At 48.4% G+C, this 18026-nt stretch carries 17 protein-coding genes; 7 read left to right on the forward strand and 10 right to left on the reverse strand.

Annotated elements, in window-relative coordinates:
* Window positions 1–7: 7 nt before the first annotated feature.
* The 5 genes from K7B07_RS05475 to deoC all read right to left on the reverse strand — a co-directional run bounded on the left by K7B07_RS05475 (window position 8) and on the right by deoC (window position 6001).
* Window positions 8–1924 carry a tetratricopeptide repeat protein gene (locus K7B07_RS05475; protein ID WP_223708099.1) on the reverse strand — a complete coding sequence of 639 codons (1917 nt, stop codon included), beginning with the start codon at window positions 1922–1924 and terminating at the stop codon, window positions 8–10.
* Window positions 1921–3369 (reverse strand): glycosyltransferase family 2 protein, encoded by a 1449-nt coding sequence (locus tag K7B07_RS05480; protein WP_223708101.1) that lies wholly within the window; start codon window positions 3367–3369, stop codon window positions 1921–1923. The genes K7B07_RS05475 and K7B07_RS05480 overlap by 4 nt, the downstream gene beginning before the upstream one ends.
* Window positions 3366–4499 (reverse strand): HEAT repeat domain-containing protein, encoded by a 1134-nt coding sequence (locus K7B07_RS05485; RefSeq protein ID WP_223708102.1) that lies wholly within the window; start codon window positions 4497–4499, stop codon window positions 3366–3368. Before K7B07_RS05485 ends, K7B07_RS05480 begins: the two co-directional genes overlap by 4 nt.
* Window positions 4500–4535: 36 nt before the next feature.
* A complete protein-coding gene (locus tag K7B07_RS05490; RefSeq protein WP_223708103.1) occupies window positions 4536–4901 on the reverse strand; it encodes a response regulator transcription factor in 366 nt (121 codons plus the stop codon).
* 431 nt (window positions 4902–5332) lie between these two features.
* Complete coding sequence (gene deoC, locus K7B07_RS05495) at window positions 5333–6001, reverse strand: deoxyribose-phosphate aldolase (protein ID WP_223708104.1); 669 nt, start codon at window positions 5999–6001, stop codon at window positions 5333–5335.
* Window positions 6002–6193: 192 nt separating this feature from the next.
* Between deoC and aspS the strand changes: the two genes are divergently transcribed.
* The 6 genes from aspS (at window position 6194) to K7B07_RS05525 (ending at window position 13308) form a co-directional block, all read left to right on the forward strand.
* Window positions 6194–8020, forward strand: a complete 1827-nt coding sequence (gene aspS, locus K7B07_RS05500; protein ID WP_223708105.1) for an aspartate--tRNA ligase — start codon at window positions 6194–6196, stop codon at window positions 8018–8020.
* Window positions 8021–8107: 87 nt separating this feature from the next.
* The gene (locus K7B07_RS05505; RefSeq protein WP_223708106.1) at window positions 8108–8440 is read left to right on the forward strand and encodes a hypothetical protein; all 333 of its coding nucleotides are present in this window, start codon (window positions 8108–8110) and stop codon (window positions 8438–8440) included.
* 111 nt (window positions 8441–8551) lie between these two features.
* Window positions 8552–9130, forward strand: a complete 579-nt coding sequence (locus K7B07_RS05510; protein ID WP_223708107.1) for a GNAT family N-acetyltransferase — start codon at window positions 8552–8554, stop codon at window positions 9128–9130.
* Between the two features lie 105 nt (window positions 9131–9235).
* The gene (locus K7B07_RS05515; protein WP_223708108.1) at window positions 9236–12178 is read left to right on the forward strand and encodes a M16 family metallopeptidase; all 2943 of its coding nucleotides are present in this window, start codon (window positions 9236–9238) and stop codon (window positions 12176–12178) included.
* Window positions 12179–12238: 60 nt separating this feature from the next.
* Window positions 12239–12685 carry a GNAT family N-acetyltransferase gene (locus tag K7B07_RS05520; protein ID WP_223708109.1) on the forward strand — a complete coding sequence of 149 codons (447 nt, stop codon included), beginning with the start codon at window positions 12239–12241 and terminating at the stop codon, window positions 12683–12685.
* Between the two features lie 29 nt (window positions 12686–12714).
* On the forward strand, window positions 12715–13308 hold the full coding sequence (locus K7B07_RS05525; RefSeq protein WP_223708111.1) for a rhodanese-like domain-containing protein: 594 nt from the start codon (window positions 12715–12717) through the stop codon (window positions 13306–13308).
* 78 nt (window positions 13309–13386) lie between these two features.
* Here K7B07_RS05525 and K7B07_RS05530 read toward each other — a convergent pair whose 3' ends face one another.
* The 5 genes from K7B07_RS05530 to K7B07_RS05550 form a co-directional block, all read right to left on the reverse strand.
* Window positions 13387–14016 carry a hypothetical protein gene (locus K7B07_RS05530; protein WP_223708112.1) on the reverse strand — a complete coding sequence of 210 codons (630 nt, stop codon included), beginning with the start codon at window positions 14014–14016 and terminating at the stop codon, window positions 13387–13389.
* Between the two features lie 4 nt (window positions 14017–14020).
* Entirely contained in the window at window positions 14021–14305 is a 285-nt protein-coding gene (locus K7B07_RS05535; RefSeq protein ID WP_223708113.1) for a hypothetical protein, read from the reverse strand.
* 189 nt (window positions 14306–14494) lie between these two features.
* Window positions 14495–14839 carry a translation initiation factor gene (locus K7B07_RS05540; RefSeq protein ID WP_223708114.1) on the reverse strand — a complete coding sequence of 115 codons (345 nt, stop codon included), beginning with the start codon at window positions 14837–14839 and terminating at the stop codon, window positions 14495–14497.
* Between the two features lie 52 nt (window positions 14840–14891).
* Complete coding sequence (gene nadC, locus K7B07_RS05545; protein WP_223708115.1) at window positions 14892–15752, reverse strand: carboxylating nicotinate-nucleotide diphosphorylase; 861 nt, start codon at window positions 15750–15752, stop codon at window positions 14892–14894.
* Window positions 15753–15815: 63 nt separating this feature from the next.
* A complete protein-coding gene (locus K7B07_RS05550; protein WP_223708116.1) occupies window positions 15816–16208 on the reverse strand; it encodes a DUF4783 domain-containing protein in 393 nt (130 codons plus the stop codon).
* Between the two features lie 213 nt (window positions 16209–16421).
* Here K7B07_RS05550 and gpmI point away from each other — a divergent pair, with 213 nt between their 5' ends.
* A complete protein-coding gene (gene gpmI / locus K7B07_RS05555) occupies window positions 16422–17963 on the forward strand; it encodes a 2,3-bisphosphoglycerate-independent phosphoglycerate mutase (protein ID WP_223708117.1) in 1542 nt (513 codons plus the stop codon).
* The last annotated feature ends 63 nt before the right edge of the window (window positions 17964–18026 follow it).

Raw genomic sequence — 18026 nt, forward strand, 5'->3', positions numbered from 1 at the left:
TCCTCTTCTAAAAATCCCGGAAAAAGTTCAGGTAAAGATCAACCTGGTTCAGTCGTCTTTTATCCAGCAGCCGCTGCTGGTTCCAGACGCCGGAAACCGTTATCAGCGACCGCAGTCCGAGTTTTTTTGCATAACCCAGCCCGGCAGAAGTCGTATTGGATGTGGAAAAACTGGATCCGGCGAAGTTCCGGCTCCGGTCGTCCGGCGAAGTTCCCAGCCCGAGTATTACCGAAAAATAATCCCTTTTTTCATTTACCATATGACGCCAGGTAAACACATGGGCATGGTACCAGCTGGCGGAGTCCCTTAAAACATAATTCTTCAGGTTCAGCCAGTCATTATCATATTCCTTTGTAAATCCAAGAATACCTGAATAGATGTCCAGTTCCGCTGCACGGAGATAACGCGCACCCACCTCAAGCTCCCATCCTTTTCCCAGCCCCTGGTTAAAAGAATAGGCGGCCTTAAATTTTGGGAACACGGTGCTGTTGGAAAAAGCAGCATTTAAAAAGGAGTATTGTTTTTTATTGTGTGAAATATACGACTCGGCTTCAAACTGCACCCCGTCACCGAATGCGCGGTTTGCATAATTGATCCGGCCGATCACGGTACTTTTCCTGTTATTTCCCAGCCGGCGCAGGTACTGCAGGGAGCTGATGGAAGCGGTACGGATACCGAGGTTGTAGAACGACTGCATATGCAGGACACCGATCTGGTTATCTTCCTGTACATTGCTTTGATAAGAGCGGTACAATTCCCTGAAACGCCTGCTGGCCGGATACTGCGTGGTCAGCGGCCGGATCGTTGCCGCAGCCTGTCTGTATTCTTTTTGCAGTTCATAGATCCCGGCTTTTTTCAGCAGGTAGTTACTGTCGCCCGGCGATTGCTCCAGCAAACGGTCGTAGGTCTGCAATGCAGTTCCATATTGCTGCTGCTTCAGCGATACGCTTGCTTTTTTTAATAATGCCTCCGTCTCCCCGGGGCTTGTTTCCAGCACCTGATCCAACTGTGCTGTGGCAGCCTGCAGGGAATCCTTCTTTATCAGCTGATCTGCAAGCGCCAGCCGCAGGTAGCGCTCCAGTTTTGTCCGCTGATCGGTGCTGCCATATGCGGTCTTTAATTTTAAAATCGTTTCAACTGCCGGTCCGTATTGCTGCAATGCATCGTACAGGGCGATCTTTTTCTGAAGATAGCTGCTGTCCTGCGACGAAGCGCCGTAAGCTTTTTCATAATACAGAAGCGCCTGTTCGAGATCCCCCTGCTTTTCATATACACCGGCAAGCCCCTTCAGTGCCGGCCCGTCACCCGGATAGGCATCCAGCAATGACTTGTATTTTCCGACCGCAGCCTCAGTCCGGTTCTCCTTCTCCGCTATCTGGGCAGCGGATAACAATGCATATGCATCCAGTTGTTGAAAACGGGGGCTGGAAGGATACAAACTGATCAGCCGATGGGATATTACAGCGGCCTGGTCAAACTCTTTTTGCAGTTCCAGTATCCCAAACTGCTTCAGAAGATAAGCGGTATCTGCAGGGCTCCGCTCCGACAGCTGTTTGTAAACGGCCAGCGCTTCTTCATAATTACCCGCCGCCTCGTAGCTCCCGGCCAGTCCTGTTTGTGCTTCACGGTTACCCGGTTCCTTTGCCAGCAGCAGGCGGTATTGCTCGATAGCGGCAGTATAGTTGCCCTGTCTCCGGTATAACTGCGCCAGCTGCAGCCGCAGATCGGTGTAAGCGGGACTTACTGCCAATCCGGCTTTAGCCAGCTCTACCGCCTTATCATAGTTTGCAGCCCGCCCTTCCCGGATCGATTGCTGCAACAGCACATCCGCATCTGCTTTTTTCTTCCGTTGTGCCTGTAATGAGCAAACCGACAGTGTAAGCAGGATGAGAAAAAGGGGACGGTATATTGTGGAAATTTTCATTTATTAACAGATACTTTTTTTGGAGGAGGCGCCTCAAAGCCCTTGCGTTGCATATTGCCCCACTGATGTTTTGCACCGGTGATCTCCTTTATATAGCCTTTTATAGAAGCATATAAAATAACAGGATGGTAGATAAACGGCTCCACGAAGGCCATGAGCGTCAGGCCGGCTACTTCTTTCCAGGATTTATACTGTCGGAAGATCAGTTGATCCCATAAAATGGCCATTGTGGTTAAAAAGATCGCGAATACATATACCAGGATCAATAAAATCGTGGCATAGGTCCAGTTGATATTGCCAAAGATGATCAGGAAAATAAATACCAGTATCCCAACCGTTTCAATGATGGGCGCCAGTAGTTCAAAGAAAAAATTATACGGGTAAACAATACAACCCAGGCGTTTATAACGCGGGTTAAAAAGCAGTTTCAGGTTGCTCATGTATATCTGCCATAATCCCCTCGCCCAGCGCACACGCTGCCGCACAAATACCTTGAGCGACTCCGGTCCTTCGGTCCAGCATAATGTTTGCGGGATATAACGTACCGCATATTCCTGATCCGTTTCGCACATGTATTTACACATGCGGATGACGATATCCATATCTTCCCCCAGCGAGCGGGCATCATAGCCTCCCACCTTTAAGGCGATCTCCTTATCAAATAACCCCAATCCACCTGAGACATTGGGCACTGCATTGATCAGCGACCAACCCATTTTTCCATGCACATAGGATCGGATGTATTCCATTTCCTGGAACCGGGGAAGCAGCTGGCGGGGCGGCCTCGCGCGGATCATCATTCCTGAATCAATTTCTGAAGAATTGGCCATACGGAGTGTGGCGCCTGCCGCGATGACCCGCTTGTCATCAGCAAGGAACGGCTGGATCAGGGCCACCAGCGTATCGTTCACCAGGATGCAATCCACATCAGTATTGAGGAAATAAGGAAAGGCAGCAGCATTCAGGCCCGCATTAACAGCATCTGCTTTTGACCGGCCGTTCTCCTTATCGATTACCAGCAACTTCTTATAAGCTTTGTCGGTCGACTTGTAAAATCCTCTTACAGGCCGCGACAGGGCAACGGCATTATAGGCAAAATCGACTTTTATCAGCTTGAATTCCCGGATCAGTTTCTCCAGTGTATCATCCGTGCTTCCGTCATTCACGATCACTACTTCGTATTTGGGATAGTTCAGTGTCAGCAGTGACCGCACATTGTATATGATCGTTTTCCCTTCGTTAAACGCAGGTGCGATCACGCTGATCCCCGGCATAAGTGAAAGACGGGAAAGATTATTGAGATTCCGGTATTTATGCAGGAAGAGGTTTTTGTTAATGGAGATATAGGAAGCGATGGAAAGAAAACAATAACAAAGGAAGATCATCATGCAATAAATGAAGATGGCACCATCGTAAAAATGCAGTATTTCTTTCCAGATATTCATATATATTTTATAATGGGATTCTGAATATAACTGAGCACCACCTTATCTTCCGCAGTAGCATCCTCATACAAAGGCACCAGGGCGGCCCGGTTCACGTTCATATGATACAGGGAATATGCCGCGTGTTTCTTCAATACAATATCACCGGTGCTTCTGAAAACCTCCTGCAAAAACGGAATGGAAGCCTCATTCCCCATGCGGCCCAGTGCTTTCAGTATCTCTGTTTTGACCGGCAGTTCGGGTTCCGCCGCATACAGCTGCTCCAGTTCCGCTGCATGGGAAGGGTCAAAAAGTTTTCCCAATGCATTAACCAGCTTCCGTTTCAAACCGGTATCCGCTGCGGGGAGCAATGCCAGTATTGCATCGGCAGTTTCCACCTGCTGAAAATACACTGCCAGATCCAGGCACAGAAGCATAACGCTTTTATTCCCTCCCGGCTGGATCCACCTGCCCATACCGGGTATTTCGATATCATTCCGGCTTTTTATTATTTCAAAATACTCCACATGCGCCCATTCAGAAAAAGGCGCTTTTATGGAAGAAAAAATCTCAAGCGGCTCCGGGAACAGTTTCAGCGCATAACAGGTCGCTTCCTGTCGGATCAGCTTGTCGGAATGATTGATCAGCCGGAAGATCGTATCATCTTTCACTACCACATTGAAATAGGTCAGTTCGTGCAGTCCCAGAATGATATCCCGTTTTCCCGACCGCAACCGGGTCTGCGCATGACGGCCCAACCGGAGGTCGTTGTATAATTTCCGGATCAACAAATGCACATTACCCGAAAACGCATCACTCAGTTGCATCAGGTATTCTGTAAAAACGATACGGGTATGACTGCTTTTATAAATACCCAGGCTGATATAATCATTCAGCGGGAGGCTGATCTCCCTGACCGGTACCTTTCCCAGGTTGGGGTTCAGGACAAGATGAGGGAGCGATAAATTTTCAAATTTTGCGATCAGCTTTTTTTTCCGGCGGTTCAGAAAATAGCCGCTCAACCGCCGGTAGAATAAGACCAGGTGCACCAGGATAAAACCGCTGATCGCTGTAAGCGACACCCATAGCGCCACCTGGATAACAATGGGGTAGTGTTCGTATTGCAGAAGGTTCAGTAGTGCCACAGGCATCTGTTGGATTAAATTACAATAAGGGATATTTATATTTTATTGCTTTACTGCCAGCAACCGCTTTACCCGGGATACCAGTTCTCCCGGTGTAAACGGCTTTTTCAGGTAGTCATTGGCACCAATGTCAAAACTATCGGTGACCGTCTCCTCATTCTGCACAGCCGATAATACAAGTATCCTTGTATCCGGTGCCTTTAAACGGATGGCTTCCACCAGCTCCATTCCGTTTGCAAAAGGCATCATCAGATCGGTGATCATCAGATCAAAATGCTCGCGGTCAAGCGCTTCCAGCCCCTCCTTTCCATTGGTGGCAATAACCACCTCATACCCCTGTTTGTTAAGAATAAACTGCACCGTTTTTAGTATCACCGCGTTGTCTTCGACTAAAAGAATTCTGTCCATAGATTTTTTTGCCTATACGAATCAATAAAATGAAATCAACTTACAGCATGGTTCCTGTCCCTGGTGGCTTATTTCACAGGTGTTGCCTATAGTATAGCATCCCATCAATCACAGGCATTACACATCCCTGAATAGCACTCCGCTGTTCCTGTTTTAGACCGGCGGCGGATCAACGGTCCTTCCACGGGTATACCTTCTTCTCATGCACGCCTGCTGATTTATACTTTTTGCGACATCACTTAACTCAATTTTGATGCCATTTGATCTGAGAGACGTATAAAAATTTCAGTTCGTTGACAAGATGTAGATAGCATCCGGCCGTTCGCTTTCTATTAAAATTAATATAAAATACGGATCGTTCGGATAACGGATCCGGGGAAGATCATTTACAATCTATTAAGGATCACCAAAGAAATTAATATAAACAAATATCAATATGTACCGGTGCCTGCTTCGCCCTTAACGATGGCCACACTGGCGCTGCACCCCAGGCGGGTGGCGCCCGCTGCGATCAGTTCACGGGCAAACGTATAATCCCGTATGCCGCCGCTGGCCTTTATCTGCACCTGTGCGGGCAGGTGTTTCCGGAACAGCTCCACAGCATGCACACTGGCACCTTTTTCAGCATACCCAGTAGAGGTCTTCAGATAATCGATACCGGCCGCTCCGTATAATTCACAGCATTTGATAATTTCCTCATCGGTCAGAACACCGCTTTCGATGATGATCTTAATTACCCGGCCCTTTTCCTTTATCACGGGCATCAGGTGATTGATCTCATTGGCCAGGTATTGCCAGTCATTATTTTTTAATGCGATCAGGTTGATCACAATGTCCAGCTCATCGGCTCCGTCTACAATGGCCAGCAATACCTCAGCCAGCTTTGCTTCCACGGCGGAGTACCCGAACGGGAACCCGATCACCGTGGCCGTTTTTACTTCCGACCCCTCCAGCAGGGTCCTGGCTTTTTTTACAAAAGGAGGCGGAACGCAAACCGCTGCAAAGCCGTATTCCTTTGCTTCACTGCACAATTTTTCAATATCACTTACCAGGGTGGTAGGCTTCAGGATGGTATGGTCTATATATCCGGCGATGTTCATTGTTCTTGATTTAAAGTGCAAACCTACTGATTTCTGCGTGGGAACCGGGTACCTGTGCCTTTTTTTAACAGGAGGGTTATGGCTGCCGGAGACGGGAGACCGGACGCCTGATCTCTGGTTCCGGAACTTTAAACCTTGAACTTTAAACTTATAAACCTCTCCCAGCCCTTATCTTTGCCGAAATTTTCAAGCATGTTTCGTACGCAGACCTGCGGAGAACTGAGATCCGCAGACATTAATAATGAAGTGACCCTGGCCGGTTGGGTGCAAACCGTCCGCAAGTTTGGCAGTATTACATTCGTGGACCTTCGCGACCGTTACGGGATCACCCAGCTCCTGTTTTCGGAAGCCCTGAATGCGCAGCTGGATGCGAATCCGCTGGGCCGGGAATTTGTATTGCAGGTTACAGGACGTGTCAGCGAGCGCAGCAATAAGAACAAAAACATTCCTACAGGAGATATCGAGATCCTGGTTGACCGTTTTACCATACTCAATAAAAGCATTACACCGCCCTTTACCATCCAGGACGATACCGATGGAGGTGATGATCTGCGCATGAAATACCGGTACCTGGATCTGCGCCGTAATGCGGTGAAAAAGAACCTGGAGCTGCGTTATGCTGTTAACCGCGCCACCCGCGATTACCTGCATCAGCAGGGCTTTATGGATATTGAAACGCCTTTCCTTATCAAATCGACACCCGAGGGTGCGCGGGATTTTGTAGTGCCCTCCCGTATGAACCCGGGTGAGTTTTACGCACTGCCCCAGTCGCCCCAAACATTTAAACAGCTGCTGATGGTGAGCGGCTACGACCGTTACTACCAGATCGTAAAATGTTTCAGGGATGAAGACCTGCGTGCCGACCGCCAGCCGGAATTCACACAGATCGACTGTGAAATGGCCTTTGTGGAACAGGAGGACATCCTGGGCATGTTTGAGAACCTGATCAAGTACATTTTTAAAACAGTAAAGGGGATCGATTACGCAGAAGCAGTTGAACGCATGACCTGGGAAGAGGCCATGTGGCAGTATGGCAATGACAAACCGGATATCCGCTTTGGCATGAAACTGCTGAACCTCAAGTTCCCGGCGCAGGTATTTGCTCAGAAACATAGCAAGGTCTCCCTCATCGAAGGTGCGGGCTTCGGCGTATTTGATGATGCCGAAACCGTTCTGGCCATCGCAGTTCCCGGTTGCAGCGAATACACCCGGAAGCAAACGGATGAGCTGACCGAATGGGTGAAACGCCCGCAGATCGGGATGAAAGGCCTGGTATTTATAAAATACAATGCAGACGGTAGCTTTAAAAGCAGCGTGGATAAATTTTACAGTGAAGACCGGCTGAAAGCCATTGCCGAAGCAGCAGAGGCACAGCCCGGTGACCTGATCCTGATCCTCGCAGGCGCAGAAGAGCGTACCCGCAAGGCCGTCAGCGAGCTGCGACTGGAAATGGGCAAACGCCTGGGGCTTCGCAGGGAGGATGAATTCAAACTGCTTTGGGTACTGGACTTCCCGCTGTTTGAATACGCTGAAGAGGAGAACCGGTGGGTGGCCCGCCATCATCCGTTCACCTCGCCAAAGCCGGCAGATATTGAAACCATGATCGGCAATAACCCCCGGATCGAAAATGCAGCAGCATACCTGGAACATCCTTATGCCAACATCAAAGCCAATGCCTATGACATGGTGCTCAACGGTAACGAGATCGGCGGAGGCAGTATCCGGATCTACCAGAAAGAATTACAGCAAAAAATGTTTGAGGCGCTGGGCATGGATACGGAAGAACAGCAGCATAAATTTGGTTTTCTGCTGGGTGCTTTTGAATACGGCGCACCACCGCATGGCGGCATTGCCTTCGGATTCGACCGGCTCTGCGCTATCCTGGGCGGAAGCGAAAGCATCCGTGATTTTATCGCATTTCCCAAAAACAACAGCGGAAGGGATATCATGCTGGATGCACCGGCTACCATCGACAACAAACAGCTGGATGAATTGCAGATAAAAGTGGATCTGAAATAGTTTTCGGAGATACCAGAGTTTATACGACCAGCGGCAACATTATTGCCGCTGGTTATTTTTTTGTACTTTTAAGACAAATAACCAACTATGCTGGCATTGATCATCCGGAATATTCCGCAATTAATTATTTTAAGTGCCCTGTTTTACTACCTGATCCGGAAAAAAAGCGCGCTCAGTTACGTTTTATTTCTCAGCTATCTGGTATCCTATGCAATAGGTTTGTTACAGTTTCAGCAGACGATCTCTTTATCCGGTCGTCTGGCAGAGCGGCACTGGAACCTTATGGTACTCGCCAATATATCCCATATCACCTATCTTGTTTTTGCCATCGCATTTCTGAAACTGATGATTGATCTTCTTAAGCCCGTTTCAGAAAAAGACCCTTTCCTCGACGATCTGAGACCAGGTAATACAGAATGATACACTGTTTTCGTGCATCCTTTCATCCCGGCCGGCAGGGTGCTATCCGGCCTCTTTTGTTCCGATCGGGTAATTTTCGTTACATTTGATCTGCAATTAAACGTTAACTGCATGGCTTCCCTCACATTACTCGAAACAGAGCGACTGATACTCAGGCCCACAGAAGAAGCCGATGCCACTTTTCTCTTCTACCTGATGAACAGTCCGAAGTGGCTGAAGTATATCGGCAACAGGGAGATCACTTCCGTAGAAAAAGCGCGCAATTATATTCTCCAGCGGATCAGGCCGCAACAGGCGCGGGCAGGGTTTGGGAGCTTTACCGTGATCCGCAAAACAGATCATAAAAGAATGGGCACCTGCGGGCTCTACCAGCGCGAAAACCTTACGGCTCCTGATATCGGCTTTGCGTTTCTGCCCCGGTTCGAGCACAGGGGATATGCCTTCGAAGCAGCGCAGAAAGTCATTGAGGCGGGATTCAGCATTCTGAAGCTGGAGCGCATCCTGGCTATTACCGCCCCGGATAATACCGGCTCCCAACGCCTGCTGCAAAAACTGGGATTACATCCCGCCGGAACGGTCCTGTTGCGGGGCGACAAGGAAGCATGCTGCCTTTTTGAATTGCAGAAAAACCCCCTCGTCCATTCCCTCCCGCAAACAACCCAGACGCTCTCCCCCTCGCATCCGGTTTAGAAAATATCCAATATCCCCGCCTCAAATCCATTTTATTTAAAAATATTTAAAACAAAAAGGTATTTTATTATATTTACAAAAACGACTAACAATAATTATTCGGTTATGAAATTAAAATTAATTGCTTGTGCGGCGGCCTGCACCCTGCTGATCACCGGTGTACAGGCGCAGCAAAAAAACTACCAGTGGGCTACCGGCACCACCGATGGCATCCCGTATAAATATGTAAGCAATGATCCGATGAAGACCCGTTTTTATACCTTGAAGAACGGACTGACGGTCATCCTTACCGAAAACAAAAAGGAACCGCGGATCACGGCAAAGATCGCTGTAAGGGCGGGCAGTAATACAGATCCGAAAGATCATACCGGACTGGCGCATTACCTGGAACACCTTTTGTTCAAGGGCACCAGCCAGATGGGCACTACCGATTTTGCAAAAGAAAAGCCCTATCTCGACCAGATAGGCGATCTGTATGAACAATACAATTCCACCACCGACACCGCAAAACGCAGGGAGATTTACAAAACGATCGACCAGGTATCCGGGGAAGCCGCCAAAGTATCCATCGCCAATGAATATACCAAACTGATGGCCACCATGGGCTCACAGGGTACCAACGCCCACACCTGGGTGGAAGAAACCGTATATGAAGAAAATATCCCTTCCACTTCCCTGAACAAATTCCTGAAAGTGCAGGCCGACCGTTTCCGGGATCCTGTATTCCGGATCTTTCATACCGAGCTGGAGGCCGTGTACGAAGAAAAGAACCGCACCATGGACAACGATGGCTGGAAGGTAATGGAAGCCATGCACCGCAACCTGTTCCCCACGTCAAATTACGGGCAGCAGACCACCATCGGCACCATCGAGCACCTGAAGAATCCTTCTTTAAAAGCCATCAGGGAATATTTCGACAAATACTATGTGCCCAACAATATGGCCATTATCCTTGCCGGCGATTTTAATATGGAAGCGGCCATCCGCGAGATCAGTAAACAATTTGCCTACATGCAGCCCAAGCCGGTGACCGGTTACGAGCATGCACCGGAACCCGAGATAAAAGGGCCGGTGGTTACCGAGATCCTCGGCCCCAGCGCTGAGAACATCCAGATCGGATTCCGCGGCGGCCCGGAAGGCAGCCGGGATGCCATGATGGCGGACCTGCTGTCCACCATCCTTTCCAACGGCAAGGCGGGGTTGATCGACCTGAACCTGAATCAGCAGCAAAAGATCCTGTCGGGCGGTGCCTACCTGCGGCAATACAAGGACTATGGTGTTTTTGACATTTATGCAACGGCCAAACAGGACCAGTCACTTGAAGATGTAAAAGGACTGTTGTTTGAACAGATCGACATTATAAAAAAAGGGACTTTTGATGACAACCTTTTAAAGGCCATCGTTGCCAACTACAAATTAAGCGAGATCCGCGGACTATCGAGCAACGACAACCGGGCGGAACAGCTGATGCAGTCTTTTATTGCCAGCAAGGGCGAAGGATGGATCCGCACGGTTTCATACCTGCAGGACCTTTCCACGATCACCAAAAAAGATGTGGTTGATTTTGCCAACAGGTTTTTCAAACCCGACAATTACACCGTCATCTATAAACGGAAAGGGGAAGACAAAAGTATTGTGAAGGTCGAAAAACCGTCCATCACCCCGGTGGCTACCAACGACAATCTTGAATCTGATTATGTAAAGGCTGTAAATGCCATGCCGGCCACCCCGGTAAAACCCTTATGGATCGATTACAACAAGGCGATCCAAAAAGGCAGGGCCGGCACCACCGAGCTGCTGTATGTTCCCAATAAAGAGAATGAATTGTTCAGCCTCTACTACCGTTTTGATATGGGCTCCTGGAACAACAAAATACTTCCGGTAGCCGCCAATTACCTGTCCTATATCGGCACCGCCAATGCTACAGCAGAAGCCATCAATAAGGCATTCTACGACATCGCCTGTAATTATTCCGTTAATGTAGGCACGGAGAACACTACCATCACCATCAGCGGTCTGCAGGAGAATTTTGAGAAAGCTGTTCGGCTTTTTGAAGACCTGCTGCTGAACTGCAAGCCGGATGAAGCGGCCCTTACCGCATTAAAGGGCCGGCTGGCTAAATCGAGGGCAAACCGTAAGCTGGACAAAGGTGCTATCATGCAGGGGTTGAATGCCTATGCCTCTTATGGTGCCAAAAATCCATTCAATTATACACTCACCGATGAGGAGCTGAAGAACCTGGACAGCAAAACCCTCATCGATGCGTTACATCAGCTTACAGGATATAAACACATCGTGATGTATTTCGGGCCGGCGCCGCTTACAGATGCATCAAAGAAGATCGCCGTACTTCACAAAGTCCCCTCCCGCTTCAACGAATATCCTGCGGGGCTGACCTTTAACCGCACCAGCCAGACGGAGAACCAGGTATTGTTCACCAATTATGATATGGTACAGTCGGAGATCCGCTGGGTGCGTAATACCGATGCCTACACGCCTTCAAAGGAACTGACGGTAGATGTGTTCAATAACTATTTTGGAGGTGGTATGGGTGGTATCGTTTTTCAAACCATCCGTGAATCAAAAGCGCTGGCTTATTCCACCTATGCCCTTTACCTGACGCCGTCCAAAAAAGACGACCGGTACAGCTTTATGGGTTATGTGGGCAGTCAGGCAGACAAAATGAACGATGCGGTTGCGGGCATGAACGAGCTCATCGCAACGCTTCCCCGATCAGATAAAAGTTTTGAAAGTGCCAAGGCCAGTCTGAAAAATGATCTGGAGACCGACCGTATCACAAACGAAGGTATTCTCTTCAGTTATCTGGCCGCACAGCGCAAGGGACTGGATTATGATATCCGGAAAGAAAAATATGATCAGCTGGGCAAGGTAGGCTTTACCGACATACAGGCCTTCCATCAAAAGGAGCTCTCGGGAAAGCCATATACATATTGTGTGCTGGCCTCCGATAAAAAGATAAAAACGGATGATCTTCAAAAGATAGGAACAGTAAAGACCCTGAGCCTTGAAGAGCTCTTCGGCTATTGACCTTATCTCTATTTTGTTAAGGCCGGAACAATTGTTCCGGCTTTTTTGTACCTTTTGAAAATGAATATCCGGTACAAACTCCTGGACAGTAATGATGAAGTATTGTTACGGGAACTGTTTCAGCTTTACACCGAAGTATTTGACACGCCTTATGCGATGCCGGAAGCTTCCCGTTTCCGCTATTTGCTCAGCGCAGATCACCTACTGTTCATTGCCGCAATACAAAACGACCGGGTTGCAGGCGGTTTAACGGCACATATCCTTCCTTCCCTTTATTCGGAAGCGTCGGAAGTATATGTATACGACCTGGCCGTAGCCCCGGCAGTTCAGCGCAAAGGCATCGGCAAACAGTTGCTGGCCACATTAAACAGCTGGTGCAGCACACATCGGGTGAAAGGCTTTTTCGTGCAGGCAGCTATTACAGACCAGCACGCGGTTGACTTTTACCAGGCCACCGGGGGCACGCCGGAAAAAGTGATCCACTTTTCGTATGCAACGGAAAACTGACGGATCTCATCTTGTTTAAAACTGCCGCAATGAAACGGACAATCCTGCTTTTCATTTTACTTTTCTTATCGATACCTGGTATCGTACGGGCCCAAACGGCTGTTACAAAGGCCAGGGTTGATTACGATGCTTTCGAAAACCTGGTAAAAGAAGTGAAGGAACACCGGGAAAAAAGACTGGTGCCCCTGGATGAATTTTTAAAACTAAGCAGCGACAGCGGTGTGCTTGTACTGGATACCCGGTCGGATGAAATGTACAACCGGAAACACATAAAAGGTGCGGTACATCTGAATTTTTCAGACTTTACACAGGCGAACCTGGCCAGGCTGATCCCTTCGTTTAAAACAAAAGTGCTCATCTACTGTAATAATAATTTTGAGGGAGATCAGCGCAACTTCGCCACCAAAACGGTGGTACCGGCCGCTGCGCTCAAAAAGGTAAAGCCCATCACCCTGGCTTTGAATATTCCCACCTATATCAACTTATATGGATATGGTTACCGGAATGTGTTCGAGCTTTCCGAGCTGGTGCACATCGATGATCCCCGTCTGCAACTGGAAGGCACCGGGGTCGGTGGTCCCGGACCTTCACCCGCAGGTGTAACACTGATGTCGAAAAGATGACTGTAACCTTGTGCTGTAGGGAACGATTCTATCAGCCCGTTATTTTCTGTTGTTTTAAGAAACTTCGTTCACCAGCAATTATTGCATAGTGGCAAACAGCCGGCTGCACCAGTCCAGCAATTCTGATTCATCTAAAATGCTCCAGGAATGGGGATGCCGGCTTCCGTCTTCCCGGTATCCCTTATGGCTGCTTACAATCAATTCGGCATTTTTATTGCCATTTATTTTTAGTTGATTGATCAGGCCGGCATTGTCAATCGCGTTAATATCACCATAATCTTTTCTTCTGTTCTCAATCCACCAGTCAATATCAGGTTCTATGTACAGCCGCAATGCCAGGTTATTGAGTAAATAAGCATTACCGCCATTAGCAGCCGAATAACAGAACGGGGATTTTATGCGATAAGCGCTGCTGTTTGTTCCGGGTGTTCCATGCAGCGCCGTCTTCAAAAGCGTCATAATACTTTTACCTTCAGCAACAGCATCGTTGTTAAAGTTTCGCTGTACCGATTTTTCTGCTTCATTCCATAACCGCTCATAATCCAGCGGCGGATCCACTGCAAATACAGCAATAGGTTTTATCGTACTTTTTATTTGACCCGAGCAATACTGGGCATACCGAATGGCGCCCGTTCCGGCGGCAGACATTCCGCCGATCACAAATTTGTTCCCGGGAACGCTGTAGTTACAAAGTTCCTCTTTGATCATTTTGTCAATACGTACCGGCGACGCTGTCGCCCGTTAAATTATCAAGAGCGTTTGCCGCAGGTACAACCGTCATTATCAGAATACCGGCTTCAAAGGCTTTCCTTTTAGCACTATCGGATAGGGTCCGGTCGTTGAGTACGAGCAGGCCCTTTATCGCACTACGCGGGGGCCTGACAATATAAAAATTTTGTGAGCTGTCCTTTTCATTTTTAAAAACCATATGGGATTCCTGTCCCAACGCATGGTACTGTGTAAACAGGAAGGAGACAAGAGGTATCAGGAATTTCATAACGGGTGGTGATTTTTTTAAAGATACCGGCAGCCTTGCTACATCTGCCTGTTTTTGCAAGGTCAGCAATCAGCCATAAATGCCAGGAGACATCGCTGTCGGAGGAAGCAGGCAGATGACAGAGGTTATTTTCTTAACGGCACATCTGCCACACCGTCAGCGGGCTTCTCTGCTTTTACATTTCAGACGCTATCCCCCGCTTTTTTTGACCTGTGTATACCCTTGCTTCTGGAACCATTGCAGCAGTTTGTCGCGGTGATCACCCTGGATGATGATTTCGCCATCCTTGGCGTTGCCACCCGTTCCGCAAAACGATTTCAGTTTTTTTGCCAGCTCCTGCAGGGCATCATCGGTACCTGTAAACCCCAGTATCACACTGGCCGTCTTTCCGCCGCGGTGTTTTGTTTCCAGCTGAATGCGCAGCCGTTGCTGTGCAGGCGGCAGGGTAGCCGGCTGGTCTGCATCCGGTTCAAATTTAAAATCCGGATCGGTGCTGTAGACAAACCCCTGCCTGTCTGATTTGTTCTTTGCCACAATAAGATACGTTTTAACTGTTAAGAGATGAGCCCGCTCTGTCCGGCCCTTGCTAAACCTTCGCTTTCAGGCTCAGGTCGAGACTTTGCGCCTGGTGGATCAGTCCGCCCACACTCACAAAATCAACACCCGTAGCGGCATAAGCTTCCAGCGTATCCAGGTTAATGCCCCCGCTTGCTTCTGTTTCAAAGGCTCCGCTGATGATATTCAGCGCCTCCGTTATCTGCTCCGGTGTAAAATTATCCAGCATTACGCGAAACACTTTTCCCGGGCCCACTTCCATCACTTTTTTTACATCCGCCAGTGTGCGGGTTTCTATTTCTATTTTTATCCCTAACCGGTGCTCCGTTACATATGCATGCGCTTTCTGAATGGCGTTCTCTATGCCTCCGGCATAATCGATATGATTGTCCTTCAGCATGATCATATCATAAAGACCAAAGCGATGGTTCACTCCACCGCCGATACGTACGGCCTCCTTTTCCAGCAACCGGAAATTTGGTGTGGTCTTTCTTGTGTCGAGTAAACGCGTCCGGTACCCTTTCAGCTTATCGGTATACTTACGGGTTAGTGTTGCAATACCACTCATACGCTGCATACAGTTCAGCAGCAGCCGCTCGCATTGCAGAATGGTATGCTCCAGTGCCTCCACTTCAAATGCCACATCGCCGGGCTGCATTGCGCTGCCATCCTCCATAAAAAATGTGACAGTACTACCCGGCTCCCTGAACCTTAAGATCGCGGCAGCCACCTGCACACCGGCCAGAATACCTTCCTGCTTTACCTTCAGCACGGCTTTTCCCTTTGCCTGCGGGTCGATGCAGGACAGTGTGGAATAATCCCCGCTTCCTATGTCTTCCTGAAGCGCGTTACTGATCAGTTGTCCGAGTTTTTCCTGAAATTGATCTATCATACCTGTAAAAATAAACAGCCTCTCCATAGGAGAGGCCGTTTTATAACTAAATTTTCGAGAAACTTACTCAATCAGCTGGAAACGCAATTCTTTGATCACCTCACCGCCCTTCTCTTTCCGCATAAAAATATTTACCCGGTAGCTGCCGCCCGCTGTTTGCAGGGTGCCGATAGCATAGTTGCCGGTGGGCGAGCTGCCTTTGTGTTTCAGCTCAAAACCCTTTACGGTATTCTTTCCAAAAAAGTCCTTTAATGCCTGCTCCGCCTGCGACTTGTTGTAGGTATTGCTTTTGTCGGCGATGGTCAGCTGCATGCTTCCTCCCACATTTCCTACAAGCTGGGCCGCATTTCCTGTTTTAAGACTTGTAATAACGCCGTCCACACTCTGCGCATGTAAACCGGAGACCAGTAAGCAGGTTGAAACAGCAATTAAGGACAATCGTAAAAAATGTTTCATTGTATTCATTTTTGTTATCACGCTCCGTTCAAGGTTTTTACGAATATATAAAAAAAAGTGCTTGATCTTCCCTGAACCGCATTCTGTGTAAATAGAACCTTTTAAAATCATTTATCTTAAACAATATTTTTAATTTTACAGTTTCGGCTGAGGGAACCGTTTTGCAGTTCAGTTTTACAGCCTCTTATTTTTTTAACTAAAAACATGTAGTTCATGTCACAAAAAAGAGCGATCTTATTAATAATGGACGGCTGGGGACTCGGTAAAGTTGCATCAGCAGACGCCATCCAGAATGCCAACGTGCCTTTTACAAAATCTTTATACGAAAAATATCCGAATACCACGCTGACCACTTTTGGAGAATTGGTGGGTCTGCCGGAGGGGCAAATGGGCAACTCCGAGGTAGGGCATCTCAATCTGGGCGCCGGGCGCATTGTGTATCAGGAGCTTCAACGCATCAATGTAGCCATAAAGACAGGTGAACTGGCGGCTAATACCGAACTATTGCGCACTGTTACACATGCCCGGGACAATAACAAGCCCTTACACCTGTTAGGCCTGGTAAGCGATGGCGGCGTACACTCTCATATTAGCCACCTGAAAGCACTAATTAACATTTGTAAGGATAACGGATTAAACGAAGTTTATATCCACGCCTTCACCGACGGCAGGGATACAGATCCCAAAAGCGGACTCGGATTTATACAGGACCTGCAACAGCACCTGGACCAGACCGGAGTGGGTAAAATAGCAACCGTGGACGGACGTTATTACGCCATGGACCGGGACAAGCGCTGGGAGCGCGTGGCACTTGCCTACGATGCCCTGGTAAACGGGAAAGGAGCAACAGCTCCTTCAGCCGTGGACGCCATAAAAAACAGCTATGCACAGGACATTACCGATGAATTTATAAAGCCCACTGTAATTGTCGACGCCGAAAATAAACCTGTTGCCACTATTCAGAACGGAGACTCGGCGCTCTGCTTTAACTTCCGGACCGACCGCTGCCGGGAAATCACACAGGTGCTGACCCAGCAGAACTACCCGGAATACAATATGCATACACTGGAACTGGATTATACCACCATGACCGTTTACGACCACACCTTCAAAAATGTGCATGTATTATTCCGCAATGAAGACCTTACCCAGACCATCGGAGAAGTGATCGAGGCCAATCATCTGAAGCAGATCCGTATTGCCGAAACAGAAAAATACCCGCATGTTACCTTCTTCTTCAGCGGCGGACGCGAAAATCCTTTTGTAGGTGAAAGCCGTATCTTAAAACCTTCACCCAAAGTAGCGACCTACGATCTGCAGCCGGAAATGAGCGCAAAGGAACTTACGGAAGCCATTTTGCCGGAGATCCGGAATAAGAATGCCGATTTCATTTGCCTGAATTTCGCCAATGCTGATATGGTAGGCCACACCGGTGTTTTTGCAGCAGCCATTAAGGCGGTGGAGACTGTTGACCAGTGCGTGGAGCAGATCGTAACAGAAGCGCTGAAACAGGATTACGTGGTGTTCCTGACCGCAGACCACGGTAATTCCGACTACCTGATCAACGAAGATGGCAGTCCCAATACCGCACACAGCATGAACCCGGTGCCGTTGTTCATTATCGACAATAACTTTAAAGGGGCTATAAAAGAAGGAAAACTGGGAGATATCGCTCCAACCATTCTTACTTTTATGAAGCTGCCGATCCCCAAAGAAATGACAGGAGATGTATTAGTGGATAAGGATTCCATATAATAATAAGGGCGGTTTCCGCCGGAGTGGGATCAGAAAAGCAAACGCGGGGCCGGATGAACCGGT

Origin of the sequence: Niabella beijingensis (assembly GCF_020034665.1) — a bacterium.
In the GTDB taxonomy this organism is placed as follows: Bacteria; Bacteroidota; Bacteroidia; order Chitinophagales; family Chitinophagaceae; genus Niabella; species Niabella beijingensis.

Coding starts and splice junctions, on each gene's coding strand:
- K7B07_RS05520 (WP_223708109.1), top strand. CDS start 12,239: ATGAATATCCGGTACAAACTCCTGGACAGTAATGATGAAGTATTGTTA.
- nadC (WP_223708115.1), bottom strand. CDS start 15,752: ATGATAGATCAATTTCAGGAAAAACTCGGACAACTGATCAGTAACGCG.
- K7B07_RS05490 (WP_223708103.1), bottom strand. CDS start 4,901: ATGGACAGAATTCTTTTAGTCGAAGACAACGCGGTGATACTAAAAACG.
- K7B07_RS05510 (WP_223708107.1), top strand. CDS start 8,552: ATGGCTTCCCTCACATTACTCGAAACAGAGCGACTGATACTCAGGCCC.
- K7B07_RS05530 (WP_223708112.1), bottom strand. CDS start 14,016: ATGATCAAAGAGGAACTTTGTAACTACAGCGTTCCCGGGAACAAATTT.
- gpmI (WP_223708117.1), top strand. CDS start 16,422: ATGTCACAAAAAAGAGCGATCTTATTAATAATGGACGGCTGGGGACTC.
- K7B07_RS05525 (WP_223708111.1), top strand. CDS start 12,715: ATGAAACGGACAATCCTGCTTTTCATTTTACTTTTCTTATCGATACCT.
- K7B07_RS05535 (WP_223708113.1), bottom strand. CDS start 14,305: ATGAAATTCCTGATACCTCTTGTCTCCTTCCTGTTTACACAGTACCAT.
- K7B07_RS05505 (WP_223708106.1), top strand. CDS start 8,108: ATGCTGGCATTGATCATCCGGAATATTCCGCAATTAATTATTTTAAGT.
- aspS (WP_223708105.1), top strand. CDS start 6,194: ATGTTTCGTACGCAGACCTGCGGAGAACTGAGATCCGCAGACATTAAT.
- K7B07_RS05515 (WP_223708108.1), top strand. CDS start 9,236: ATGAAATTAAAATTAATTGCTTGTGCGGCGGCCTGCACCCTGCTGATC.
- K7B07_RS05485 (WP_223708102.1), bottom strand. CDS start 4,499: ATGCCTGTGGCACTACTGAACCTTCTGCAATACGAACACTACCCCATT.
- K7B07_RS05480 (WP_223708101.1), bottom strand. CDS start 3,369: ATGAATATCTGGAAAGAAATACTGCATTTTTACGATGGTGCCATCTTC.
- K7B07_RS05550 (WP_223708116.1), bottom strand. CDS start 16,208: ATGAAACATTTTTTACGATTGTCCTTAATTGCTGTTTCAACCTGCTTA.
- K7B07_RS05475 (WP_223708099.1), bottom strand. CDS start 1,924: ATGAAAATTTCCACAATATACCGTCCCCTTTTTCTCATCCTGCTTACA.
- deoC (WP_223708104.1), bottom strand. CDS start 6,001: ATGAACATCGCCGGATATATAGACCATACCATCCTGAAGCCTACCACC.